The sequence below is a fragment of the Actinacidiphila paucisporea genome, from assembly GCF_900142575.1.
In the GTDB taxonomy this organism is placed as follows: domain Bacteria; phylum Actinomycetota; class Actinomycetes; order Streptomycetales; family Streptomycetaceae; genus Actinacidiphila; species Actinacidiphila paucisporea.
The window spans coordinates 89,855-112,413 of sequence record NZ_FRBI01000020.1 but is presented as its reverse complement, the minus strand read 5'-3'; the positions used below and the strand labels follow the sequence as shown (position 1 = coordinate 112,413).

23 protein-coding genes are annotated in these 22,559 nt (G+C 72.7%); 9 read left to right on the top strand and 14 right to left on the bottom strand.

Going from position 1 to position 22,559, the window contains the following annotated elements; translation table 11 throughout:
* Window positions 1-58: 58 nt before the first annotated feature.
* Entirely contained in the window at window positions 59-598 is a 540-nt protein-coding gene (locus tag BUE44_RS25690) for a MarR family winged helix-turn-helix transcriptional regulator (protein ID WP_073501363.1), read from the bottom strand.
* 110 nt (window positions 599-708) lie between these two features.
* On the opposite strand from BUE44_RS25690, the gene BUE44_RS25685 reads away from it, so the two are divergent.
* From BUE44_RS25685 to BUE44_RS25675, 3 genes are all read left to right on the top strand, one after another.
* Window positions 709-1,851: a magnesium transporter CorA family protein gene (locus tag BUE44_RS25685; RefSeq protein WP_079190081.1), complete on the top strand. Its 1,143-nt coding sequence runs from the start codon at window positions 709-711 to the stop codon at window positions 1,849-1,851.
* 86 nt (window positions 1,852-1,937) lie between these two features.
* The gene (gene glgX, locus BUE44_RS25680; RefSeq protein ID WP_073501362.1) at window positions 1,938-4,109 is read left to right on the top strand and encodes a glycogen debranching protein GlgX; all 2,172 of its coding nucleotides are present in this window, start codon (window positions 1,938-1,940) and stop codon (window positions 4,107-4,109) included.
* 263 nt (window positions 4,110-4,372) lie between these two features.
* Entirely contained in the window at window positions 4,373-4,708 is a 336-nt protein-coding gene (locus BUE44_RS25675) for a DUF6343 family protein (protein WP_079190080.1), read from the top strand.
* A gap of 56 nt (window positions 4,709-4,764) precedes the next feature.
* On the opposite strand, the gene BUE44_RS25670 is transcribed toward BUE44_RS25675, so the two are convergent.
* On the bottom strand, window positions 4,765-5,535 hold the full coding sequence (locus BUE44_RS25670; protein WP_073501361.1) for an SDR family NAD(P)-dependent oxidoreductase: 771 nt from the start codon (window positions 5,533-5,535) through the stop codon (window positions 4,765-4,767).
* Between the two features lie 16 nt (window positions 5,536-5,551).
* On the opposite strand from BUE44_RS25670, the gene BUE44_RS25665 reads away from it, so the two are divergent.
* Both BUE44_RS25665 and BUE44_RS25660 read left to right on the top strand, forming a co-directional pair.
* Window positions 5,552-6,061 (top strand): TetR/AcrR family transcriptional regulator, encoded by a 510-nt coding sequence (locus tag BUE44_RS25665; protein ID WP_073501387.1) that lies wholly within the window; start codon window positions 5,552-5,554, stop codon window positions 6,059-6,061.
* Window positions 6,062-6,389: 328 nt separating this feature from the next.
* On the top strand, window positions 6,390-7,343 hold the full coding sequence (locus tag BUE44_RS25660; RefSeq protein ID WP_235002447.1) for a YihY/virulence factor BrkB family protein: 954 nt from the start codon (window positions 6,390-6,392) through the stop codon (window positions 7,341-7,343).
* Window positions 7,344-7,514: 171 nt separating this feature from the next.
* Here BUE44_RS25660 and BUE44_RS25655 read toward each other — a convergent pair whose 3' ends face one another.
* Together BUE44_RS25655 and BUE44_RS25650 are read right to left on the bottom strand one after the other, a co-directional pair.
* Entirely contained in the window at window positions 7,515-8,033 is a 519-nt protein-coding gene (locus BUE44_RS25655; RefSeq protein WP_322940658.1) for a hypothetical protein, read from the bottom strand.
* 130 nt (window positions 8,034-8,163) lie between these two features.
* Window positions 8,164-8,556 (bottom strand): TraR/DksA family transcriptional regulator, encoded by a 393-nt coding sequence (locus BUE44_RS25650; protein ID WP_073501359.1) that lies wholly within the window; start codon window positions 8,554-8,556, stop codon window positions 8,164-8,166.
* A gap of 177 nt (window positions 8,557-8,733) precedes the next feature.
* On the opposite strand from BUE44_RS25650, the gene BUE44_RS25645 reads away from it, so the two are divergent.
* Window positions 8,734-9,558, top strand: a complete 825-nt coding sequence (locus tag BUE44_RS25645) for an SDR family oxidoreductase (protein ID WP_079190088.1) — start codon at window positions 8,734-8,736, stop codon at window positions 9,556-9,558.
* Here BUE44_RS25645 and BUE44_RS25640 read toward each other — a convergent pair.
* Genes BUE44_RS25640 through BUE44_RS25625 form a run of 4 tightly spaced genes read right to left on the bottom strand, consistent with a single transcriptional unit; the run spans window position 9,539 to window position 12,160 of the window.
* Entirely contained in the window at window positions 9,539-9,997 is a 459-nt protein-coding gene (locus BUE44_RS25640; RefSeq protein WP_073501357.1) for a response regulator, read from the bottom strand. The two genes, BUE44_RS25645 and BUE44_RS25640, sit on opposite strands and share 20 nt — an antisense overlap.
* Window positions 9,994-11,133, bottom strand: coding sequence for a PAS domain-containing sensor histidine kinase (locus tag BUE44_RS25635; protein ID WP_073501356.1), 1,140 nt, complete (start codon window positions 11,131-11,133; stop codon window positions 9,994-9,996). The genes BUE44_RS25640 and BUE44_RS25635 overlap by 4 nt, the downstream gene beginning before the upstream one ends.
* Window positions 11,130-11,813, bottom strand: coding sequence for a response regulator transcription factor (locus BUE44_RS25630; RefSeq protein ID WP_073501355.1), 684 nt, complete (start codon window positions 11,811-11,813; stop codon window positions 11,130-11,132). Before BUE44_RS25630 ends, BUE44_RS25635 begins: the two co-directional genes overlap by 4 nt.
* Window positions 11,813-12,160, bottom strand: coding sequence for an STAS domain-containing protein (locus tag BUE44_RS25625; protein ID WP_235002445.1), 348 nt, complete (start codon window positions 12,158-12,160; stop codon window positions 11,813-11,815). The genes BUE44_RS25630 and BUE44_RS25625 overlap by 1 nt, the downstream gene beginning before the upstream one ends.
* 274 nt (window positions 12,161-12,434) lie before the next feature.
* On the opposite strand from BUE44_RS25625, the gene BUE44_RS25620 reads away from it, so the two are divergent.
* Window positions 12,435-12,842, top strand: coding sequence for an ATP-binding protein (locus BUE44_RS25620; protein WP_073501354.1), 408 nt, complete (start codon window positions 12,435-12,437; stop codon window positions 12,840-12,842).
* Between the two features lie 34 nt (window positions 12,843-12,876).
* Here the strand turns inward: BUE44_RS25620 and BUE44_RS25615 are convergent, their stop codons facing one another.
* Window positions 12,877-13,221, bottom strand: a complete 345-nt coding sequence (locus BUE44_RS25615) for a YkvA family protein (protein WP_073501353.1) — start codon at window positions 13,219-13,221, stop codon at window positions 12,877-12,879.
* Window positions 13,222-13,437: 216 nt separating this feature from the next.
* On the opposite strand from BUE44_RS25615, the gene BUE44_RS25610 reads away from it, so the two are divergent.
* Window positions 13,438-13,944, top strand: a complete 507-nt coding sequence (locus BUE44_RS25610; RefSeq protein ID WP_073501352.1) for a hypothetical protein — start codon at window positions 13,438-13,440, stop codon at window positions 13,942-13,944.
* Between the two features lie 139 nt (window positions 13,945-14,083).
* Window positions 14,084-15,586: a glutamate synthase subunit beta gene (locus BUE44_RS25605; RefSeq protein WP_073501351.1), complete on the top strand. Its 1,503-nt coding sequence runs from the start codon at window positions 14,084-14,086 to the stop codon at window positions 15,584-15,586.
* Between the two features lie 66 nt (window positions 15,587-15,652).
* Here BUE44_RS25605 and BUE44_RS25600 read toward each other — a convergent pair whose 3' ends face one another.
* The 5 genes from BUE44_RS25600 to BUE44_RS25580 form a co-directional block, all read right to left on the bottom strand.
* Window positions 15,653-17,827 (bottom strand): phosphocholine-specific phospholipase C, encoded by a 2,175-nt coding sequence (locus BUE44_RS25600; protein ID WP_073501350.1) that lies wholly within the window; start codon window positions 17,825-17,827, stop codon window positions 15,653-15,655.
* A gap of 154 nt (window positions 17,828-17,981) precedes the next feature.
* On the bottom strand, window positions 17,982-19,919 hold the full coding sequence (locus BUE44_RS25595) for a glycoside hydrolase family 15 protein (protein ID WP_079190077.1): 1,938 nt from the start codon (window positions 19,917-19,919) through the stop codon (window positions 17,982-17,984).
* 39 nt (window positions 19,920-19,958) lie between these two features.
* Window positions 19,959-20,618 carry an HD domain-containing protein gene (locus BUE44_RS25590; protein WP_073501348.1) on the bottom strand — a complete coding sequence of 220 codons (660 nt, stop codon included), beginning with the start codon at window positions 20,616-20,618 and terminating at the stop codon, window positions 19,959-19,961.
* A gap of 253 nt (window positions 20,619-20,871) precedes the next feature.
* The gene (locus tag BUE44_RS25585; protein ID WP_073501347.1) at window positions 20,872-21,252 is read right to left on the bottom strand and encodes an MmcQ/YjbR family DNA-binding protein; all 381 of its coding nucleotides are present in this window, start codon (window positions 21,250-21,252) and stop codon (window positions 20,872-20,874) included.
* A gap of 22 nt (window positions 21,253-21,274) precedes the next feature.
* Window positions 21,275-22,546: an MFS transporter gene (locus tag BUE44_RS25580; protein WP_073501346.1), complete on the bottom strand. Its 1,272-nt coding sequence runs from the start codon at window positions 22,544-22,546 to the stop codon at window positions 21,275-21,277.
* Window positions 22,547-22,559 lie beyond the last annotated feature (13 nt).

The window sequence follows — 22,559 nt, the reverse complement described above, 5'->3', positions numbered from 1 at the left end:
ACCCGGCCGGTCGGGCCGCGGTGGTGCGGCAGCCACTGCCGTACCACCGCGCGGACGATCACGCCGGGTCGGGGGTGGGCCGTTCGTTCTCGAACGAGATGAGCAGCGTCCGCAGCAGTCCGGCCAGCGTGGCCTGCTCGTCGGGGCTCAGGACGTCGAGCATGCGCCGTTCGTTGGCCAGGTGCAGCGGGGCCACCTGCGCGAGGAGCGCCTGGCCGGCGGGGGTGAGGGCGACCAGGAGGCTGCGCCGGTCGTTCTCGTCGGGGACGCGTTCCACCAGGCCGGCGTACTCCAGCCGGTGCAGGGTGTGGGTGATCGCCCCGGCGGTGCGCATCAGCGCCTGGTGGAGCTGGGTCGGGGTGAGGCGGTGGGGCGGGCCGACCCGGCCCAGGCCGGCCAGGACGTCCCAGCTCTGCCGGGTCAGACCGTACTGCGCGAACACGGCGTGCAGTCCCGCGTCGACGTAGGCGTGCAGGCGGCCCAGACGGGCGATCACCGCTATCGGGGAGGTGTCGAGGCCCGGGTGCTGCGCGGCCCACTGGGCGCGGACCCGGTCGACGTGATCGCTGTCGACCGGGGAAGGCTGATTTACCTGCACGTTAAAGTAAATTACCCGCGCACCCCGGCGAAGGCAAGCGCGCACGTGCGGCACGCCGCCGGGGCCGCGGCGGTCGGCATGCGGAGCCGTTTCCGGGACAGCCTGAAGGCATGATCGGTCAACGACGTGCGCCGGACAGACCGGGCGGCTCGCGCACCCGCGACGCGGTCCCCGCTCCCGGCCCGCAGGGGGAGCGCAAGGACCGCGACTCCCGCCGCGGTGCCTCCCGGCAGGAACCGCGCGACGGGGCCTCCGGCGGGCCTTCGCGGGAGGCGGGCGCCACGCGGACCCGGTTGTACCGCGACGGAACCCTGGAGCGCGAGGACTTCCCCGTCCAGGACATCTCCGACTACGTGAGCGACCCGCACTGCACGGTGTGGCTGGACGTGTGCGACCCCTCGTCCGCGGACTTCGACATGATCGCCGAGGAGTTCGGGCTGCACTCCCTCGCTGTCGAGGACGCGCGGCACGAGCACCAGCGCCCCAAGCTCGACGCATACCGCACGCACCTGTTCCTGAGCGCCTACGCGGTGACGGTCGAGCCGGTCAGCGGCGCCGTGGACACCGCCGAGGTGTCGGCCTTCATCACCTCCAACGCGCTGATCACGGTGCGCAGGGGTCAGACGTGCGACGTGGAACCGATCGTCGAGCGCTGGGACGGCGCGCCGGAACTGGCCGTGCACGGTGTGGGCTTCCTCGTCCACGGGCTGCTGGACTTCCTGGTCGACGGCCACTTCTCCGCGGTCCAGGATCTCGACGACCGCCTCGAGGAGCTGGAGGACCTCCTCTTCGAGGACAGCCCCCGCGAGATCCAGGCGGTGCAGCGCCGGTCCTTCGACCTGCGCAAGAGCCTGGTACGCCTGCGCCGGGTCGTCCTGCCGATGCGGGAGGTCGTCAACGGGCTGCTGCGCCGGGACCTGCACGTGGTCGGCGAGCCGATGCTGCCGTACTTCCACGACGTCTACGACCACGTGCTGCGGGCGACCGAGTGGACGGAGTCGCTGCGCGACCTGGTCACGACCGTCATGGAGACCAACTTGACGGTCCAGGGCAACCGGATGAACCTGATCATGAAGAAGGTCACCAGCTGGGCCGCGATCATCGCCGTGCCCACCGCCGTCACCGGTTACTACGGCCAGAACGTCCCTTACCCCGGATACAACGCCCACTCCGGGTTCTGGGTCTCGACGGCCCTGGTGGTCGTCCTGTCCGTCGCGCTGTACGTGACCTTCAGGCGGCGGGACTGGATCTAGCCGGGGCTCGCTCGGGGGAATGAAGGGCAACTCGTGGGTAAACACGCCGTGAGGGCCGCGGTCAGCGGCCTGTTGAGGGGGCAGGAATGCAGAAGTGGACCGGCCGGGCGTACCCGCTCGGGGCGACGTACGACGGCTCAGGCACGAATTTCGCGCTGTTCTCGGAGGCCGCGGACAGCGTCGAACTGTGCCTGATCGACCGCCGCCGCCGGGAGAGGCGGGTGTCGTTGACCGAGGTCGACGGATTCATCTGGCACGCCTACCTGCCCGACGTGGGGCCCGGCCAGCGCTACGGCTTCCGGGTGCACGGCCCTTACGAGCCGTGGCGCGGGCAGCGCTGCAACCCGGCCAAGCTGCTGCTCGACCCGTACGCGAAGGCCATCGACGGCCAGGCCGACGGCCACGAGTCGCTGTTCGGCTACCCCTTCGGTGATCCGCAGGGCAAGAACACCGCGGACAGCCTCCACCACACGATGCTGTCCGTGGTGACCGACCCGGCCTTCGACTGGGGTGACGACCGGCCGCCGGGCCACTCCTACCACGAGTCGGTGATCTACGAGGCGCACGTCCGCGGCCTGACGCGGCTGCACCCGCGGCTGCCGCAGGAGATGCGGGGCAGTTACGCGGGCCTGGCACACCCCGCGGTCATCGAGCACCTGACCGGGCTCGGCGTCACCACGCTGGAGCTGATGCCGGTGCACCAGTTCGTGCAGGACGGCCATCTGCTGGACCGCGGGCTGCGCAACTACTGGGGCTACAACACCATCGGCTTCTTCGCGCCGCACAACGGCTACTCCCGCGCGGGCGGCGGTGGCGGGCAGGTCACCGAGTTCAAGTCGATGGTCAAGGCGCTGCACGCGGCAGGGATCGAGGTGATCCTCGACGTGGTCTACAACCACACCGCGGAAGGCAGCGACCTGGGGCCGACGCTGTCGATGCGCGGCATCGACAACGCCTCGTACTACCGGCTGGTGGACGACGACCCGGCGCACTACTTCGACACCACGGGTACCGGCAACTCGCTGCTGATGCGCAGCCCGCACGTGCTGCAGCTGATCATGGACAGCCTGCGGTACTGGGTCACCGAGATGCACGTGGACGGCTTCCGCTTCGACCTGGCGGCCACCCTGGCCCGGCAGTTCCACGAGGTGGACCGGCTCTCGGCCTTCTTCGACCTGGTGCAGCAGGACCCGGTGGTCAGCCGCGTCAAGCTGATAGCCGAGCCGTGGGACGTCGGCGAAGGCGGCTACCAGGTGGGCAACTTCCCCCCGCTGTGGAGCGAGTGGAACGGCCGCTACCGCGACACCGTGCGCGACTTCTGGCGCGGCGAGAACTCCACGCTGCCCGACCTCGCCTCCCGGCTGACCGGCTCCTCCGACCTCTACCAGGACGACAGCCGCCGGCCCCGGGCCGGCGTCAACTTCGTGACCTGCCACGACGGTTTCACCCTGCGCGACCTGGTCTCGTACAACGACAAGCACAACGAGGCCAACGGCGAGGGCAACCGGGACGGCGAGAGCCACAACCGGTCCTGGAACTGCGGCGCCGAGGGCGAGACGGACGATCCCGGCGTCCTGGAGCTGCGCGCCCGCCAGCAGCGCAACCTGCTCACCACCCTGCTCATCTCCCAGGGCGTGCCGATGATCAGCCACGGCGACGAGATCGGCCGCACGCAGCAGGGGAACAACAACACCTACTGCCAGGACGACGAACTGTCCTGGGTCCACTGGGACCTCGACGCCGGGCAGCGTGAACTCCTCGACTTCACGCGCCGGCTGATCGCGCTGCGGCGCGAGCACCCGGTCTTCCGGCGCCGCCGCTTCCTGCGCGGCGACACCCCGGGCCCCGGCCTCGGGGACGCGGTGTGGCTCACGCCGGGTGGCCGCACCATGACGCAGGGCGACTGGCACCGCGACGACGCCCACGCGGTCGCCCTCTTCCTCAACGGCGACGCCATCACGGAACCCGACCCGCGCGGCGGCAGGATCGTGGACGACTCCTTCCTGGTGCTGCTCAACAGCCACCACGAGACCGTCGAGTTCGTCCTGCCGGACCGGGTGTACGGCGACGCGTGGCAGGTCGCCGTCGACACCGCGACCGGGGCCGACACCACCGACGAGACGGAGGTCAAGGCCGGCGGCACCCTGGCCGTCCCGCCCCGCGCCACCCTGATCCTGACCTGCCCCCGCCGCCAGGCCCGCGGCCGGATCCGCCGCACCCTGACCGGCGCGGCACTCCGCCCCCGCGGCGCCCGCTGAGCGGACGCCGCTGTGCGGAGGACGGCCGCGGCCGCTTCGCCGCCTGACCACCCGGTGGTCCGCGCCGCCCGGTGGTCAGGCGGCCTGCGGCCATCTGGGCGTAGCCTGGCAGGACAGGGCCGGTCGCCCGGGAAGGCCCGCCTCTTCGGCATCGCCGAAGGGCCGTGCGCGGCTTCCCCGGCACGCCGTACGGCGAGGGCGACCGACTGGAGCCCGCCAGAGGCGTGCCGTCGTGCGGCGCCCGGAGCGAAGGAGGCCGCCCCGTGACCACCACACCCGTTCGACACCGCAGGGAGACATCCGGCGAACGGCGCTCGGGAACCGAGCCGACGAAGGCCAGATCGCCCCAGAACCTGCGCCTGCGCCTGTGCCTGATCTACGCACCGGTCTTCCTCATCGGCGCGGGACTCTTCGCCTGGTGGGCGGCGGACAGCGTGGCGGACGACAAGGGCATCCTGGAGATCCTCGCGGCGATCTGCGCGCTCTTCTTCGTCATCGCGGCGGCCAACGCCGCGGTCCTGATGCGCCGCGCGCGCCGCGCTCCCAGGCCCGAGGAGGACTGGCGGGGCGATGACGCGGTGAGGTCAGGACGCCGGTGAGTGGTGCGGCGCCCGGCGCGGCGGTCGCGACCTGAAGGCCTCGCGGAGAGAAGCCCTCAGGTCGCGTTCAGGAGGTCCAGCGAGACCTGCCAGAGGCGGGCCGCGTCGGCGGGGTCGAGGGCGTAGTCCGCGACTCCCCGGCGGACTCCCGGCCGGTTCGGTCCGGCCTCGGCGCAGTCCTCGAAGTAGCGTCCGCCGACCCCGCTGAGCAGCGGGGAGGCTGCCAGCAGCACCGAGGTCGCCGCACCCTGTTCCGCCGTCTTGACGGAGACGCCGGCGCTGTCGGCCGTTCCGGGGGCGACAGCCGTCTGGGCGTCGGCCAGGTGCCGCATCAGGCCGGTGGACGGGATGCGCCCGGGGTTGAGCGCGTTGGCGGTGATGCCGTCGGCGGCCCAGGCCCTGGACGCCTCGACGGCGAAGAGGACGTCGGCTGTCTTGGACTGGCCGTAGGCCGCCCACCGGTCGTACGGGCGGCGCTCGAAGTGCAGGTCCTCGAAGTCGACCCGGCCGTTGATGTGCCCCACGGAGCTGACCGAGACGATGCGTCCCGAGCCGGCTTCCGCCAGCGCCGCGTGCAGGCCCAGGGCCAGGGCGAAGTGGCCCATGTGGTTGGTGGCGAACTGCAACTCCCAGCCCTCGGGGGAGCGCGCGAGGTCGGGCAGCGCCATCACCCCCGCGTTGTTGACGAGGATGTCCAGCGGGCCGCGCCAGGCGCCGGTGAAGGCGCGTACGGAGGCCTGGTCGGCGATGTCCACGTGGGCGACCCGCAGCCGCGCGGCCGCGAGGCCGGCGGCGATGTCGGCCGCGGCTTCCTGGCCCGCGGCCACGTCGCGGACCGCCAGTGTGACCTCGGCGCCCGCGGCGGCCAGGGCGCGCGCGGTCTCGATGAAGGTGATCGCCCAGGAGGCGGGGGTCGGCGTCGGAACGCTCTACCGCCGGTTCCCCACCCGGGACGAACTGGTCGAGGCCACCTACCGCAGCGAGACCGCCCGCCTCTGCGAGGCGGCCCCCGACCTGCTGGACGCCATGCCGGCCGACCGTGCCCTGCGGCACTGGATGGGCCTGTTCGTCACCTACATGAACGCCAAGCATGGAATGGGGGACGCCCTGCGCGCGATCCTGGTCGACGAGGCCGACCGGATGCGCACCCGCTTCCTGCTGGCGGACGCCATCGGGGTCCTCATGGCCCGGGGCGCCGAGGACGGCACGCTGCGAGCCGAGGCGTACGACGTCCTGATGGGCCTGGGCGGGGTGGCCCTCATCGCGGGCGAACCGGATCGGCCGGCCCTCACCGGGCGCCTGCTCGACCTCCTCCTGGACGGCCTCCGGCCGGGGACCGGCGGTCGCGGATAGGGCGTGGCGCTGACGCCGGGGCCGTCGGCCCGCGGTTGCGCGGGCGCCCCCGAGCGGCGGCATGCGGATGCCGCCGGCCGGGGAAAGGGCGCCGGCTTGGACCCGATCGCCCGGGCACGTTGGTCCGGCCGAAACGGGGGAAGACCCTCCGCATCAGGTGTGCGGTGCGGACGGCCTCGGGCCGGTGGGGGTATCAGTGGCGACTGGCGAGGGTGTGTCGACCGATGAGCCGGGGAGGTCCGGCGGGAAAGACCGGCTCCAGGGACGCGGGGTAGGGCGCGGCCGGCGAAACGGGCGGCGGATGTCGCGGGTGGTCGCGGTTTTCGGGATGTGCGGCACCCTGTTGCGCGCCCTGGTGGCGGCCTGGGACAAGGACGCGACCGAGCGGGCCGCCGCGCTCACCTACTACTCGGTGCTGGCCCTCTTCCCCGCGCTGCTCATGACGCTGTCCCTGGTCGGGCTGACCGGGAGCCCTGACGGAAGCGGGGTCCCGGGCGGGCTCGAGGTACTCATGCCGGGGCAGTCGCGGCCGCTGGTGGCCGACGCGTTGCGGCACATGGCCAAGGACGCCTCGGGGACCACGTCTCTGGCGGCGGCCAGCGCGGCCGGGGCCGCGTGGGCAGCGTGCAGCTACGCCGCCGTCTTCCGGCGGGCGCTGCACCACATCCACGGCGTCGCGGACCACCGGCCCGCCTGGCGCACCGCGCCGCGCGTCGTGATCACCGCGCTCATGCTGCTGGTCCTGCTGGCGTGCAGCACCATCTGCGTGGTCGTCACCGGTGAGCTCGCCCACCGGGCGGGCGACCTTTTCCACCTGGGCAGTCCGGTGGTGTCGGCATGGCGCGCACTGCGCTGGCCGGTGCTGCTCGCCGTGGCCGCGGCGACGGTGCTGATCCTCTTCCGCTCGGGCCCGCCCGTGGCGCGGGGCCTGCGGGCGTCCGCGCCGGGCGGCGGCGTGGCGGTCGGCCTGTGGCTGCTCACGTCGGCCGGCTTCGCGACGTACACCGCCCGCCTGGGGACCTACGACCGGCTGTACGGCCAGCTGTCCGGCGCGGTCGCCTTCCTGGTGTGGCTGTGGTTCAGCAACCTCGCACTGCTGGTCGGCGCGCACTACAACGCCGAGCGTGCGTTCCGGCTCGCCGCCGCGCCGCGCGACGACGAGGAGGCGGTCCTCACCCGCGAGAGCGGCGTCAAGCCGCCCCGCACGGAAGCGGCCCCCGCCGCGGACCTGGCCACGGCGGAGCCACGGCGTACCCGCGTACGGCGCTCGGCCCGCGGATAGCCGCCGGGTGCTGCGCAGCCGGGCGCCCTGGGCGCTCGGGCAGCGCCGAGGGGCGCGAGGTGGGCGCCGCTGCTGGTGGTCCGCAGCGGCAGCCTGGCCGATGGGTGCCGCTCAGCCGGGCGCTCGGCAGGACCGAGGTGGGCAGCGGCGCTTGCCGGGCGGGGCGGGCGGTCAGTGGGTCAGTGCGTTCGCGCTCACGATGAACAGGCCGAGCAGGACGTCCACCGCGCCGACGCGGCAGGCCGAGCCCCAGGCCTGGCCTGCCGAGCGGGCGGCGAGCAGGCCCCACCCGAAGAGGGCCACGGTGTTGACGGTGAGGGCGACGTCGACGGCGCCCTTCTCGCTCCACCAGCCGGCGGCGGCGCCCAGCAGCGCGGCCACAGTGGGGACCGCGGCCGCCACGAGGGGCCACTCGAAAAGCACCGACCGGACACTCTCGGCGGTGGCCTTCTTCCCGCCGGCCGTCCAGTGGGCGATGGCGTGCGCGTAACCGTGCGCCGCGGCCGCCGCCAGGGCCGCCACCGTGATCCACAGCGCGTCGTAGCCGGGGTTGGGGCTGCCGCTTTCCTGGTCGAGGGCGGACGCCAGGGAGCTGGCGAGCACGGTGCCGTACACGCCGCCGAAGAGCAGGCGCTGCAGCGGCACGCGCATCTGGTCGGTGGCCGCGGCGCGGCCCGGACTGTCCGGCACTGGGCCGCCCTTCGCACGGGAGCTGGTGCCCCCCACGATCGCCGCAGGCGCCGCGCATTGCGCCCCGCCCCGCCCGCCGGACGCGCGCATTCCGCCGGACGGGCGCTCCACCCCGTTTCGGGCGGGGCGGTCAGCGGGTCCGGGCCGCGGCGCACCGCACGCAGGTCGTCGCCGCCGGGAGCACCTCGAGGCGTTCCGGCGGGATCGGCTCGCCGCAGGCCTCGCACCGCCCGTAGCCACCCTCGTCGAGCCGCTCCAGCGCCCTGTCGAGGGCGACGAGGTGCTCGCGGGCCTGGGCCAGCAGCGAGCCGATGTGGGCCCGCTCGAAGGCCGTGCTCGACCCCTCGGGGTCGTGCTCGTCGTCCACCGCGACGAGGGCGTTGGCCTCGACCATCCCGTCGTACTCCCGGCTCAGGGCCGTGATCTGCGCACTCGCGCCCGCCCGCGCCGCGCCCAGGCGCTCGCGGGTGGCGGCGGCCTCCTCGGCGGCGCCGGCGGGAACATCATCATGCAAATCGCTCATTGGGCCCACAACGCCGGCGCTCGCCCCACCATTCCGGGGGCGGTGCCGCGCATGCCGGGTCGCACGGCGCGCGACCCCCGTGTTCCGTGCTCCCCTGCGCTGTATCGCGGGGCGCGGAGCCGTGAGACCCTGTGGCCCGGTCCGACGCTGTCGCCGGACCCGGGCAGGGGGATGACCATGGGACGCCGATGGCTGGTGACGGGTTGCTCGTCGGGGCTGGGCCGGGCTGTCGCGGCCGCGGCGGCCGCCGCGGGTGACTCGGTTCTCGCGACGGCCCGTAAGCCGGCCGCCCTGCACGACCTCCAGCGCCGGTATCCCGACCGGATCGCCACGGCCGCGCTCGACGTGTGCGACCCGGGGCAGTGCGAAGCCGCCGTGGCCCACGCGGTCGACCGCCTCGGCGGGGTGGACGTCCTGGTGAACAACGCCGGCACCGGGCTGTTCGGCGCTGTGGAGGAGGTCTCCGACCAGGAGCTGCGGGAGCAGCTGGAGACCCTGGCGATCGGCCCCTGGCGCCTGGCCCGGCTGGTCCTGCCCCTGATGCGGTCGCAGGGCTCCGGCCACATCGTCAACGTCTCCTCGGTCGTCGGCCGGATGGCGCTGCCGGGCCTGGCGGCGTACGTCACCGCCAAGCACGCTCTCGAAGGAATGAGCCAGGCACTGGCGGCCGAGGTCGGCGGTCTCGGTATCCGGGTCACCGTGCTCGAACCCGGCCAGTTCGCCAGCCGCTACGGCAGTTCCCTGGCCGAGGCCCGCAGCCGCGTGGCCGCGTACGACCCCGTGACCGGGCCCGTACGCGAGGCGCTTCGCGGCATGGAGGGCAACGCGGACCTGGGCGACCCGGATCGTTTCGCCGAGGTCGTCCTGCGTATCGTCGCGGCGGACCGCACTCCCTTGCGCGTCCCGGTCGGCCCCGACGCCTACGCCTACCTGGGAGCCAGCGACGAGGCGCACCGCGAGGACTTCGAGACGGCGCGCACCTTCACTCTCGGGGCGTCCTGAGACCGTCCGGCGTCCCGCCCGCCCGGTCGCCGGACGTCGTGGCGCTGCGGGCTTCCGCTCCCAGGGCCCGGATTCCGGCCAGCAGACGCGCGTTGGTGGTGCCCTTGACGAGGTAGTCCGCGACGCCGACCGCGGCCATCTCGCTGCGCGTCGCCTGGTCGCCGTAGGCGGAGAAGACCAGGATGCGCACTCCGGGGACGGCGCGGGTGATCTGCCGGGCGGTGTGCGGGCCGCCACCGGGAAAGCGCACGTCGAGCACCACGACGTGCGGCTGTTCCGCGGTGGCGAGCCGGATCGCCTCCTCGGCGTCGGCCGCGCTGCCGGCGAGGGCGAGGTCCGGCTGGGCCCCGACGACCTCGGCCAGCGCCGCGCGCAGCATCTCGTTGTCGTCGCAGATCAGTACCCGCAGGGGGCCGTCCGGCGCGGCGGGCCCGCTCATCGGGGATCCTGGGTGGAACTCCGGGAGCCGAGGCTGCCGAAGGGCGTGCCGGGAAGGTGCTCGTCCGAGCCGCCCGCCGGCAGGTCGGGCAGCCAGAATTCCACCGTCGTGCCGACGCCGGGCTCGCTGCGCAGCGTCCACCAGCCGCCGGCGGTCTCGGCGCGCTCGCGCATCTCCATCAGCCCGAAGTGCTCGCGCAGCCCGTGCGAGGCGGCCGGGTTCCCGGTGCCGTCGTCGGCCACCCGGACGAGGACGCCCCGGTTCTCGCTGGTGACGCTGATGCGCACGGAACGTGCTCGGGCGTGCTTGCGGACGTTCAGCAGCGCTTCCTGCACGATGCGGAAGGCGGTGATGGCGGTCTCGGCCGCCGGTTCCCTGGCCAGGTCCCCGACGAGGGACGTCTCAAGTCCCCACTTGCCGACCACGTCGGTGAGGTACTGCGACAGCGATTCGGCCAGGCCGTGCCGGTCGATGCCGGGCGGCTGGAGCCGGAAGGTGAGGTTGCGCAGCCGGCCCACCGCCTCACGCACCGACGCGTCGAGTCGGGACAGCTCGTCCGCGTACGGCTCGCCGACCCGGTCGGCGAGGAGCTGCAGCCGCATGCCGACGGCGACCATGGCCTGGATCGAGTCGTCGTGCACGTCCCAGGCGATACGGCGGCGCTCCAGCTCCTGCGCCTGCACCAGGTGGGTGAACAGGCGGCGGCGGTCGGTGAGTTCCTGCTCGGCGGCGCGGCGCTCGGTCATGTCCCGGGTGACCTTGCCGAAGCCGCGCAGCTCGCCGGTCTCGTCGAAGAGCGCGGTGATCACCACGTTGGCCCAGAAGCGGGAGCCGTCCTTGCGGATGCGCCAGCCCTCGTCCTCCAGCCGGCCGTCGGCGATGGCCGCCTCCAGCTCCAGGTGGGGTTTGCGGGCGGCGATCTCCTCGGGAGGGTAGAAGACCGAGAAGTGTCTGCCGATGATGTCCTCGGCGCGGTAGCCCTTGATCCGCTCGGCTCCGGCGTTCCAGGTGGACACGTAGCCGCCGGGGTCGAGCATGAAGATGCCGTAGTCCAGGACGCTCGTCACCAGCAGGGTGAAGGCCGTCTCGTTCGGAGCGGGGGTGGCACTGCGTTCTGCGGGCCTCTTCCCGGTCACTGGAGCAGGCCCTCGCGGCGGGCCACGGCGACCGCCTCCAGTTGGGAGCGGGCACCGAGCTTCTCCAGGACCCGCTGCACGTGGTTGCGCGCGGTGTTGAGGGCGACGCCGAGCCGCCGGCTGATCTCGGGGGTGCCCAGCCCTTCGCCGAGCAGGCCGAGGGTCTCGCGCTCGCGCGGGGTCAGCGTGCCGCCCAGGTCGCTGCTCCGGCCGGTCAGCCGGTCCAGCGCTTCGCCGAGCAGGCCCTTGCTGAAGGCGACGTCGCCCGCCGCCACCAGGCGTACGCCGTCCTGGAGTTCGTCCAGACTGCCGATCTTGAGCAGGAGCCCCGAGCCGCCGGCCGCTGCGACGCGGGCGGCCACCGCCGGAGTCGCCTCGCCGGTCAGCACCAGGACGCGGGTGCCGGGCGCGGCGGCTTTGATCGGGCCGATGGCGGCGATGCCGTCACCGTCGGGCAGCCGCCGGTCCAGCACCACCACGGCGGGGCGCAGCCGGGCGGCGTCCGCCAGTGCGTCCTTCACCGACAGGCTGCGGCCGACCACATCGAGGTCGTCGGTGCGGTCGAGGGCGAGCCGTATCGCCTCGGCCACCATGTCGTGGTCCTCCACGAGCAGGATGGTGATGCGCTCATTGGCACGGCGCGGCGCGGCGGCCGGAGCGTGCCGCGGTGCGGAGGGCATCAGGCGATCCTCGGTAGCCGGCTTCGCACGCCGGCCGTGAACCGTCCGCCGGCGCCGGTGAGGGCGAAGAGCCGGCTCACCTGCGCGCAGGCACCCTCGACGCACAGCTCGGTGCCGATGCTGTCCGCCGTGTCCTTGGCCTCCAGCAGCACGTTGAGGCCCGCGCAGTCGCAGAAACGCAGGCCCCACAAGTCGAGGACGACACGGCCCGACGGCCGTGCGAAACAGGCGGCGAGGGCGGAGCGCAGGTCCGCGGCCCCGTCGAGGTCCAGCTCGCCGACGAGCCGGAGACGGTGCACGTCGGTATCGAGGGCGACGTCGACGCGGAATGACGACGGGCCGATCACGCGGCGTCTCTTCTCATGTGGCGACCCCACATATGGGCTACTGGCACCACTTCAGAGTAGTGAATCTGCACTAGAAGGGAAGTCGTACCCCGGCGAAACGCCACAGGACACCGGTCATACCTACGCAAAACGGTGCGGCCGGGATGCGAAAAGACAAGCTGGGTACCCTGCTCGGGGTAAGTGACGAGGGACGGACGTCCCGGCTGCGACGAGGTGGTCACAAACAGTGGTGAAACGCTCGGGCGGTGGGACACTCAGCGGAAAGGAAGGCTGGATGGAACTCCCGCCGGCCACCCCGCACGACGCCCGTCCTCCGGAAGTGCGCGTGGACTTCGACGGCGCCTCCGGCTGCATCGCCGAGGCGCGGGACGTCGCCGGGCTCTTCCTGCGCGACCATGCCCCGCATGCCGGCGGCACCTTTCCGGACGACGTCCTGCTGGTCGTCTCCGAGCTGGTGACCAATGCCGTCCGCCACGCTCCCGGGCCCCTCACGCTGACGGTCTGCCTGCTGCCCGGCGGGATCGGGATCACCGTGCGGGACACCGGCCCCGGCCGCCCGTACACGCGCACTCCCGACCGGACCGGCGGCCGCGGCTGGCCCATCGTCCAGAGCCTCGCCCGCCGGGTGCACGTCGTCCCCGAGCACGGCGGCAAGACCGTACAGGCGGAGCTGGACTGGTAGTCCGGCCCCCGTGCCGCCCGCCCGGCCCGTGCGACTACTTGCGGAGCCGGGCCCGGTCCGCGCGGTCCGGTGCGCTCCGCTCACCCGCGGGGACGGCGTAGCGCACGCCCGCCTTCCTGGCCGCCGCGTGCAGGGAGCGCAGGGCCAGCAGCAGGAAGCCGATGTCGTCGAGGTAGATCGGGTCGGGCAGCAGGTCCACCGGCCAGACCAGATAGACGATGGACGCCCAGAACATCGTCTTGGTGGACATGGGGATGCCCGAGTCCTTGAGCAGCCGCCGTGAGCGGACGAGCTTGACCAGCACCCTGACCGCGATCGCCAGCGTGACGACCCCCACCACCGCCAGCAGGGCGAGCAGCAACCACTCCGTGTCGTTCATCCGCACTACCTCCGCGCCGCCGGGACCCTTGCCTTCCGCATGCCCCCTATATCGGCTGCCACGGCGCGGACGGCGACCCAGGGACGCCGCCGGCGTCCACCGGGCCGGCGCGTCTACGCCGGTGTGCGTAGTTCGGGCGTGGAGCTCCGTACCCGCGACCCCACCGGGTAGCCGACCGCGCAGGACGTCCAGGGGAATCGGTCAGGGGAGGGTCTCGTGAAGGGCATGAATCGCTGGATCGACCGGCATCTGTGGATGTGGGCGGCGCTGCTGGTCGTCCTCGGCACCGGCATCCTGATGGCCTTCCGGCCCAGCCGCTCACCGATCGGTGCCGTGCTGAACGCCGTCGTCTACGCGGGAATCGCCGTCTGGGCCTATCGGAGGCGGCGCACCCGCGACCTGCGCGCGGCCGGCAGCCAGGACGCGGACGTCGTGACGCTGAACCGGATGCTCGCCAAAGGGCGGATACCTGACGACGCGGTCCGACAAGAACAGATGCGCGGTCTTGTAAGCCGCCGTCGACAGCAGTTGAGGCGGGCGCGCTGGGTCATGCCCGCCTTCAGCGTGCTCCTGCTGATCGTCGCCGGACTGAGCATCGCCTCGCACAGCTGGCTGGCGGCACTCCCGCTCGTCGCCGCTGTGATGTTCTTCGACGGCTTCGCCCTTTTCGGCTACCGCAGGCAGAAGCGCAATCTGCGCCGCCTGGACGAGGGTCTGTCCTGACGTCGTCGTGATCCGCTGGGCCAGGTCGCGGCCAGGTCGCGGCCAGGTCGCGGCGTTCCGCCGCTGCGTCGTCACGGGTGCCGGGCGTCGTAGGCTGGGGGAAGACCGCGATTCCGCGAGTGGGCCCCAGAGGCGCCGCATGACCGATATCTACGGCTTCCTGAAATACCCCCGCCGTCCGGTTGCGCCCCGCCCCGTCGACGAACGGCTGGGGGACTGGAACGAGGTGTACGCCGGCCAGGCGCTGCTGCCCCTCGTCTCCGAGCAGGCAGCGCGCTGCATGGACTGCGGCATCCCGTTCTGCCACAACGGCTGCCCGCTGGGGAATCTCATCCCGGAGTGGAATGTCTACGCGGCGCACGGCGACTGGCGGGCCGCCGCCGAGCGGCTGCACGCGACGAACAACTTCCCGGAATTCACCGGGCGGCTGTGCCCGGCCCCGTGTGAGGACGCGTGCGTGCTGGCCATCAACTCCGATCCGGTGACGATCAAGAACGTCGAGCAGGCGATCGCCGACCAGATATGGGAGCGGGGATACGCCGAGCCGCAGCCGCCGGAACGGCACAGCGAGAAGAGCGTCGCCGTCATCGGCTCGGGACCCGCCGGGCTCGCGGCGGCCCAGCAGCTCACCCGCCAGGGACACACCGTCGCCGTCTACGAGCGCTCCGACCGCATCGGCGGGCTGCTCCGCTACGGCATCCCCTCGTTCAAGATGGAGAAGGGCCAGCTCGACCGGCGGATCGGGCAGATGCGGGCCGAGGGCACCGCCTTCCGTACCGGTGCGGACGTCGGCGGCGATCTCGACGCCGCGGAGCTCGCGCGGCGGCATGACGCGGTGGTCGTCGCGGTGGGGGCCCGGGAGCAGCGGGAGCTTCCGGTGCCCGGCAGGAGCCTGTCCGGCATCCACCAGGCGATGGAGTACCTGACGCTCGCCAACCGCGTCGCGCAGGGCGACTGCGCCGACCCGCCGATCACCGCTGAGGGCAAGCACGTGGTCATCGTCGGCGGCGGGGACACCGGCTCCGACTGCCTGGGCACGGTCCTGCGCCAGGGCGCGGCCTCGGCGGTGCAGCTGGACATCAACCCCGAGCCGCAGGAGACCCGGCGGGAAGCCGAGCCCTGGCCGACGTATCCGCGGGTCTACCGGATCTCGCACGCCCACGAGGAGGCCAGGGGGCGGGCCGGCAGCGATCCGCGGGTCTTCTCCGCCGCCACCCTCCGCTTCGAGGGGAGCGCGAGCGGCCAGGTGCGCGCCCTGCACCTGACGGAGGTGGAACCCGGGGCGCGGCACCCCCGGCCCGGCACCGAGCGGCTGATCCCGGCGGAACTGGTGCTGCTCGCCCTGGGGTTCTCCGGACCGGAACGCGGTACGGGCCTCCTGGAGCAGCTCGGGCTGTCGCTGGACGGCAAGGGGAACATCGCCCGCGACGGCGGCTTCGGGGCGCGGGCGGGCGACCGTGCGGACGCGCCGGACCCTACGGACGGGATCTTCGTGGCGGGCGACGCCGGCCGCGGCCAGTCCCTCGTCGTGTGGGCCATCGCGGAGGGGCGCTCCGCCGCGGCCGCCGCCGACCGCTACCTGACCGGCACCACCGAACTCCCCGCCCCCGTCGCTCCCGACGACGGCCCCTTCACCGTGTGACGCGACCGGCCGGCCTCCCACCGTCCCCCCGGTGCGGTGGGAGGTGCCGGTCGCGGTCGTGCCGGGTCAGCCGGTGACGCTGGCCCTGCCGGTCTCCAGGTGGCCGGTGAACCGCTGCGACCAGGCGTCGTCGCTGTCGGCCGTGACGGTCACGTCGTACCACCCGTCGCTGACGTCCACCGCGTCGACCACCCACGTCTTCCGGCTGCCAGGGGCGACCCGCAGCCGCTCCGGGGGGCAGGAGACGTAGTGGTCGTGCCTGCCGGTGAAGGTCACCGGCGTGCGGCCGTTGTTGTGGAGCGTCAGCGTCAGCTTCGGGTGCCCCGCCGCCCTGCCGTCGTAGTAGGCCACCTCCACGACGAGGTCCTTGCCGGCGGTGGCGGTGTCGCCGACGAAGCGGCGCAGGAACCGGTTCGGTCCGGTGACGGTCAGGTCGTACGCGGTGTCGCCCTCGGCTGAGCCGACAGGGCCGACGCCGGTGGCCGTGCCCTTGGCGCCGACGGTGTACTGGCCCGGGAACCTCGACGGGTACTCGGCCAGCGTCGGGAAGCCGCCCAGGTTGTTGTAGACGGTGAAGTGGCTGGCCTTGGTGACGAACGGCGCGTCGTTGCTGAAGGCCAGCGTCGCACTGCCGTGGGCGAAACCGGTGAGCTGGGCGTTGGGCTGGTAAGGAAGCGGGCGGGCCCGCTTCGTGCCCTTCTCCTGGGTGGGCATCGTGTTGTCGCCCGGCAGCGGGGTGTAGCGGGTCTCCGGGATCAGTTCGCCGGTGTCGGGCAGGTGCGGCAGCCCGTAGACCGGCGAGCCGAAGTCGAAGGCGCTCGTGAGGTCGCCGGAGACCTTGCGGCGCCACTTGCTGATGTTGGGGGAGATGGCCGGCGTCCCGAGCGCGGTGGTCCACTTCTCCAGGAACTGGATGACCGAGGTGTGGTCGGAGACCTCGGAGGTCACCCAACCGCCGCGGGTCCAGGGCGAGATGAGGATCAGCGGCACCCGGAAGCCGAGGCCGACCGGGAGCGGCTCGGTGACGCCGTACTGGCTCATGGTGCCGGACACGAACTCGTCGCTCTCGCCCGGCGCCGGGACCGGCGGCGCGACATGGTCGAACTGGCCGTCGTTCTCGTCGTAGTTGATGATCACCAGGGTCGAGTTGAAGACGTCCGGGTCGGCGTTGAGCGCGTCGAGCACTCCGCGCAGGAAGTACGCGCCGTTGCTCGGGGCGGTGACCGGGTGCTCCGAGAAGAACTGGTTGTTGACGACCCAGCTGACCTGCGGCAGCGTGCCGTTCAGCACGTCGGCGCGGATCGCGGCGTTGATGTTGTCGGCGTTGCCCGCGAGCCCGGTGGCCGGCTCGGGGACGTTCTTGACGCCGTTGTCGTAGTAGACGTTCCCCGGTGCGGCCGTGCCGCCCTGGGTGGGGTCGACCCTGGCGAAGGTGTTGAAGTACTCGAGGCCGTTGTCGCCGTAGTCGTCCTCGCACTGGTAGACCCGCCAGCTCGCGCCCGCCTTCTGGAGCGTCTCGGCGTAGGACTCCCAGGGCAGGAACCTGTCGCGCTCGTCACCGCCGTCGTTGGCCGTGAAAGTCCCGTGCTTCCTGTCGGCGTTGATCGTGCCGCCCCACAGGTAGGTGCGGTTCGGGCCGGTCGCGCTGAGCACCGAGCAGTGGTACGCGTCGCCCACCGTGTAGGCGTCGGCGAGGGCGTAGTGGAACGGAAGGTCCCTGCGGTCGAGGTAGCCGAGAGTGGTCGGGCCGCCCTTGGCGTAGTACCAGCCGTTCATGAGGCCGCCGTACCAGGCGCCGTGCTGGTCGGTCCATCCGTGGCTGGTGCCGCCGTAGTTGGCCGCGCCGAGTTCCGCGCTCGGCGGGGTGTCGCCGCTCCAGGACTTCGCGCCGCTCAGCCGCCACGGGTACTGCGTCGGCGCACCCTCCGTCGGCGTCTTCGGCTGCTCCCAGACGGACGCCCCGCCGGGCAGCCGGATCGCCGAACGGTCGCCGAAGCCGCGAACGCCCTTGAGGGAACCGAAGTAGTGGTCGAAGCTGCGGTTCTCCTGCATGATCACGACGACGTGCTCGATGTCGCGGATGTCACCGTGCCGGTGACCGGTGTGGCCGCTCGGGTGGGCGTGCTCGTCGCCGTGCCCGGGAGCCGCCGCGGCGGCAGCGGGCGTCGCGGCACCCACGGCGGCCGCACCGGTGACGGTGGCGGCGGCGCCCAGGAATTTTCTGCGGGACAGGTCGGACATTCGGTTCCTTCGGGTCGAGGTGGCAGACCCGACCCTGGTGCTGCAACCTTGCGCCGCGGCGTCCTGGAACCGACGTGCGGATAGCCGGGGGTTCAAGAGCTGGTTCGTTCGCCACCCGGCCCGCGCTGCTGGTCGGGCCGGTGGCCCGGGCGTTTCAGTGCAGGGCGCGGTCGAGGTTGAACGCGGCGCTGATCAGCGCGAGATGGGTGAACGCCTGCGGGAAGTTGCCCAGGTGCTCGCCGGTCACGCCGATCTGCTCGGCGTACAGACCGAGGTGGTTGGCGTAGGTGAAGGTCTTCTCCAGCGCGAGCCTGGCCTTCTCGATCTGCCCGGAGCGGGTCAGCGCCTCCACCCACCAGAAGGAGCAGATGGAGAAGGTGCCCTCCGCACCGGCGAGCCCGTCGGGCGACATCGTCGGGTCGTACCGGTAGACCAGGCTGTCCATGACGAGTTGTTCCTCGATGGCGTCCATCGTGGAGCGGTACCGGGGGTCGGCCGGCGAGAGGAACTTCACCATCGGCATGAGCAGCAGGGCCGCGTCGACCACCGGGCGCGGCCGGCCGGACTGCTCCGGCTGCCCCGCCCCTTCCGCGCCGGGCGGCCGCGGCCTGCCGTCGAGGCGCTGGACGAAGGTGCCGGCGTCCTCGTTCCAGCCGTGCTCGATGATCTCCCGGTAGATCCTGTCCCGGGCGAGGTCCCAGCGCACCAGGTCGCCGGGCAGCCCGCGCTGGCGGGCCATCCGGGTCATCCGCTCGACGGCGACCCAGCACATCAGCCGCGAGTACGTGTGGTTCTGCCGCCCGGCCCGGGTCTCCCAGATCCCCTCGTCGGGCCGGTCCCAGTTGTCCAGCAGCCAGTCCGTGATGAAGCACAGGTCCATCCAGCTGTCGTGCGAGATGCCGACGCTGTATTTGTTGAACAGGTAGATGGAGTCGATGAGTTCACCGTAGATGTCCAGCTGGAGCTGGTCGGTCGCGTCATTGCCGACCCGTACCGGGCGGGAGCCGCGGTAGCCCTCGAAGTGGTCCAGGACGTGCTCGGGCAGCCGCGCCCGCCCGTCGATCGAGTACAGCACCCGCAGCGGGCCGTACTCGTTGCCGTCCGTCCTGCGCAGGCAGGCCGTCAGCCACTTGATGAACCCCTGCGCCTCGTCGGTGAAGCCGAGCCGCAGCAGGGCGTAGAGCGAGAAGGCGGCGTCGCGGATCCAGACGTAGCGGTAGTCCCAGTTGCGCTCGCCGCCGAGCTTCTCGGGCAGACCCAGCGTCGGCGCCGCCACGATCGCGCCGGTGGGCTCGTGGGTGAGCAGCTTCAGCGTCAGGGCCGAACGGTGCACCATCTCCCGCCAGCGCCCGGTGTAGGTGCACTGGTGCAGCCAGCGGTGCCAGAACGCGGCGGTGGCGTTGAAGAGCGCGTCGACGGCGTCACCGTCCGGCGGGGCGACGGGGTCGGCGCCGTCGGCGCCGCCCGTGGTGCCCGTGGTGTCCGCGTCGTCCGAGGTGTCCGCGGTGTGCAGGACGAAGACCATGCTCTGACCCTGCCCGACCAGGAACTGCCCGTACGCATCGTCGCCGTCGGCCCGCAGCGGCACGTCGCTGTCCACGCTCACGGTGAGGCTGTCGCCGCGGAAGCGGACGCCGGCCGGCAGGACGTCGGTCCGGTGCGGAGCGCGGCCGTAGTCCAGGCGCGGGGCGATGCGCATCTGCATCCTCAGCCGGCCGCGCACTCCGACCACCCGCCGCACCAGCTGCTGCCTGTGGTCGGGATCGTGCTCGCGCACCAGGGGCATGAAGTCCTGGATCTCGACGATGCCGTCCTCGGTGAGCATCCGGGTGATCAGGATGTTCGTCTCGGGGAAGTAGAACTGCTGGCCCGATGCCTGCTCGCACATCGGGCTGATGGTCCAGTGCCCGCCCTTGCGCGCGTCGAGCAGGGACCCGAAGATGCTCGGCGAGTCGAAGCGCGGTGCGCAGAACCAGTCGATCCGGCTGTCGGTGCCCACCAGCGCCACCGTCCGCAGGTCCCCGATGAGGCCGTGCTCCGCGATGGGCAGGTAGTCCTCTGCGGCAGGCATTCCGGCTCCGGCGTCACTCATGCCTCTCCCGGTCCTCGACGGCGCCCCCACCTACCATCGTCACCCGTGCCCGGCCGGCGCGCGCCCCGGCGCGGGAGGCGGGGGCGCTCCCGTGTCAGCGGCCTGCGGATCGGCGGCCATTTTCTGCGCGAGGCCCGCCCCCACCGCGCGCGCCGCGGAACTGTCGGGTTTACGTGCCGCCTGGTCCTGGAAGCAGGCCAGGAACTGCGCGGTGAGGTCCAGCCGGGGGTAGCGTGCCAGCACCTCGGCGCGGAAGGCGGGCGGGTGCTCGTCGGCGCCCTTGCCGACGATCTCGGTGGCGGTGGCCCGGGACAGCAGGTGTCCCTCGGGGTCGTCGGACACCTCCACCCGCGGCCACATGTGCCGGACGATCACGTCCGACAGGCGCGTACGCCGCTCGGCCGGCCATCCGGCGCCGGCCGCGAAGACCCGTGCGAGGTGGCCGCCGGCCTCCTCGAACGCGACGGTGTGGCTGTCGAAGGCCGGCACCAGCCCGAGGTCGTGGAAGAGCGCGGCGACGTAGAGCAGCTCCGGGTCGAAGGCGATGCCTTCCGCCGTGCCGCGTGCGGCCGCCCACACGTAGGCGCGCAGCGAATGGTTCAGCAGCGCGGGGGAGTGGTAGGCGGTGGCCACCTCCAGGGCTGCGGCGGCCGTGGCACTACGGGGAAACGGGAGGGCGTCGAGCGGGGTGGGGGCCACTGTGGGCCTCCTTCCTGGGGCTGTCTGACACGATGCGGGCGGCCGCCGCGGGGTCCCGCGAAGGCGGCACGGCGGCGGTCGAGCACACAGATGCCCGCCTGGGTCGGCAGGGCATTCGATGCGCCGTGTTCTCGACCGTATGCGTCGGGTGTCCCCTCCGTGTGGGCCACTTTCGAGGCAAGGCGGTGCGCCACTCTCCCGCCGCCTCGCCGAACCCGCCCGGGCCCGCGCCCGGGCCCGGCCGGTCCGGCCCTCAGGGCTCGTCGGGCCTGCGCACGCCGGGCCAGTCCAGCAGCAGTTGCTGGGCGCGCGGGAGCTTGGCGACGATCAGATCGTAGGAGTCCTCGATCATCTCGTGGACCAGCCCGTCGGGCAGCGATCCGTCGAGGCGCACCGTGTTCCAGTGGCGCTTGTTGAGGTGCCAGCCGCCGGTGATCTCCGGATGGGCGGCCCGCAGCCGCACCGCGATCTCGGGATCGCACTTCAGGCTCACGCTCAGGGGGTCGGCGTCCAGGGCGGTGATGGCGAAAACCTTCCCGCCGACCTTGAAGACGGAGGTCTCCGCGGTGAAGGGGAAGGTCTCGACCGCCCCGTTCAGTCCCAGGCAGACGGCCTTGAGTGCGTCAGGTGTCATGGGGGTCAGTCTGCCTCGCCGGTCAGGCCGGCTGCGGCAGTTCGGCGTCCCGTACGGGACCGTCGTCGCCGACCGCGGCACGAGCCGCGCGGTGCCGGTCGGCACGGCGCGCGGCCGGGCCGGTGGCGTAGGCCGCCACCGTCATCAGCCCGCCGAGCAGCAGCCAGCCCGGTGTGCCCCAGTCCAGCAGCATGGTGGTCAGCACCAGCGGCCCCAGGGTGCGGGCGACGGTCACGCTGGTGCCGTAGAAGCCCTGGTATTCGCCGATGCGCTCCGGCGGGGCCAGGTCGAAGGAGAGCTGCCAGGAGCCCGCCGACTGCTGCATCTCGGCGACCACCTGCAATACCGCGCCCGCCACCAGGATCGCCGTGGCCGGCCCCGCCGAGCGACCCGCCGACAGGGCGAAGACCGCGCAGCAGGCGAGCATCACCAGCCCTGACAGCCGTACCGCCCGCAGCGCGCTGCCGAGCCCGGCGATGCCGCGCGCCGCCCGCACCTGGAACAGCGTGACCGCGAGGGTGTTGAGGACGAACAGGCCGGACGCCACCCACGCCGGGGCCTCGGTGTGCTCGGTGATCCACAGCGGCAGCACCAGGCTGAGCAGCGGCAGCCGGAGCATGAGGATCGCGTTGAGCAGCGTGACGAGCACGTACGGCCGGTCCCGGAGTATCCCCTCGCGCGGGGTCCGCTCCGCGCCGGCCACCGGCACCGCCTCCGGTACCGCCGTCGCGTTCGGTGCCGTCCTCGGCAGCCGCGTCAGGAGCAGCGCGCAGGCGAGGAAGCACACCGCGTCCAGGGCGAGCGCGCCCCGGTAGGCCGCGGCCGTCCCGGCGCTCAGGGCGAGCCCGCCGAGGGCCGCGCCGACCGCGAGACCGCCGTTCAGCGTCGACTGGAGCCGCGCCAGCAGCCCGGTCCGCTCACCGGCCGGAACCAGCCGGGCCAGCAGGGCCTGCCGGGACGCCGCCAGACCGGACTGCGCGGCGGTGTACAGGCAGGCGGCGGCGACGAAGAAGGCGAAGCCCCGCACCAGCAGGAAGGAGCCGACCGCGGCCGAGGTGGCCAGCGCCAGCAGCACCGAGGTGCCGCGCGGCCCGCGCCGGTCGGCGACCCGGCCGAGCGGTACGCCGACCAGCGAGCCGAAGGCCCAGGCGAGTGTGAGCCCGAGTCCCACCCGGGCGGGGGACAGTCCCGCGACCCGGGTGAAGTACAGCGCCGACGTCACGTAGAAGGCGCCGTCGCCAACGGAGTTGGCGAGTTGGGCCAGGGCCAGGCGGCGCTGCGATCGGGTTGTCATACCGGTGACGGTA

Bases quoted from the DNA above. Each gene is read 5' to 3' on its own strand.
- BUE44_RS25685 (WP_079190081.1), top strand. From the start codon at position 709: ATGATCGGTCAACGACGTGCGCCGGACAGACCGGGCGGCTCGCGCACC.
- glgX (WP_073501362.1), top strand. From the start codon at position 1,938: ATGCAGAAGTGGACCGGCCGGGCGTACCCGCTCGGGGCGACGTACGAC.
- BUE44_RS25660 (WP_235002447.1), top strand. From the start codon at position 6,390: ATGTGCGGCACCCTGTTGCGCGCCCTGGTGGCGGCCTGGGACAAGGAC.
- BUE44_RS25650 (WP_073501359.1), bottom strand. From the start codon at position 8,556: ATGAGCGATTTGCATGATGATGTTCCCGCCGGCGCCGCCGAGGAGGCC.
- BUE44_RS25645 (WP_079190088.1), top strand. From the start codon at position 8,734: ATGGGACGCCGATGGCTGGTGACGGGTTGCTCGTCGGGGCTGGGCCGG.
- BUE44_RS25640 (WP_073501357.1), bottom strand. From the start codon at position 9,997: ATGAGCGGGCCCGCCGCGCCGGACGGCCCCCTGCGGGTACTGATCTGC.
- BUE44_RS25630 (WP_073501355.1), bottom strand. From the start codon at position 11,813: ATGCCCTCCGCACCGCGGCACGCTCCGGCCGCCGCGCCGCGCCGTGCC.
- BUE44_RS25620 (WP_073501354.1), top strand. From the start codon at position 12,435: ATGGAACTCCCGCCGGCCACCCCGCACGACGCCCGTCCTCCGGAAGTG.
- BUE44_RS25615 (WP_073501353.1), bottom strand. From the start codon at position 13,221: ATGAACGACACGGAGTGGTTGCTGCTCGCCCTGCTGGCGGTGGTGGGG.
- BUE44_RS25605 (WP_073501351.1), top strand. From the start codon at position 14,084: ATGACCGATATCTACGGCTTCCTGAAATACCCCCGCCGTCCGGTTGCG.
- BUE44_RS25600 (WP_073501350.1), bottom strand. From the start codon at position 17,827: ATGTCCGACCTGTCCCGCAGAAAATTCCTGGGCGCCGCCGCCACCGTC.
- BUE44_RS25595 (WP_079190077.1), bottom strand. From the start codon at position 19,919: ATGAGTGACGCCGGAGCCGGAATGCCTGCCGCAGAGGACTACCTGCCC.
- BUE44_RS25585 (WP_073501347.1), bottom strand. From the start codon at position 21,252: ATGACACCTGACGCACTCAAGGCCGTCTGCCTGGGACTGAACGGGGCG.
- BUE44_RS25580 (WP_073501346.1), bottom strand. From the start codon at position 22,546: ATGACAACCCGATCGCAGCGCCGCCTGGCCCTGGCCCAACTCGCCAAC.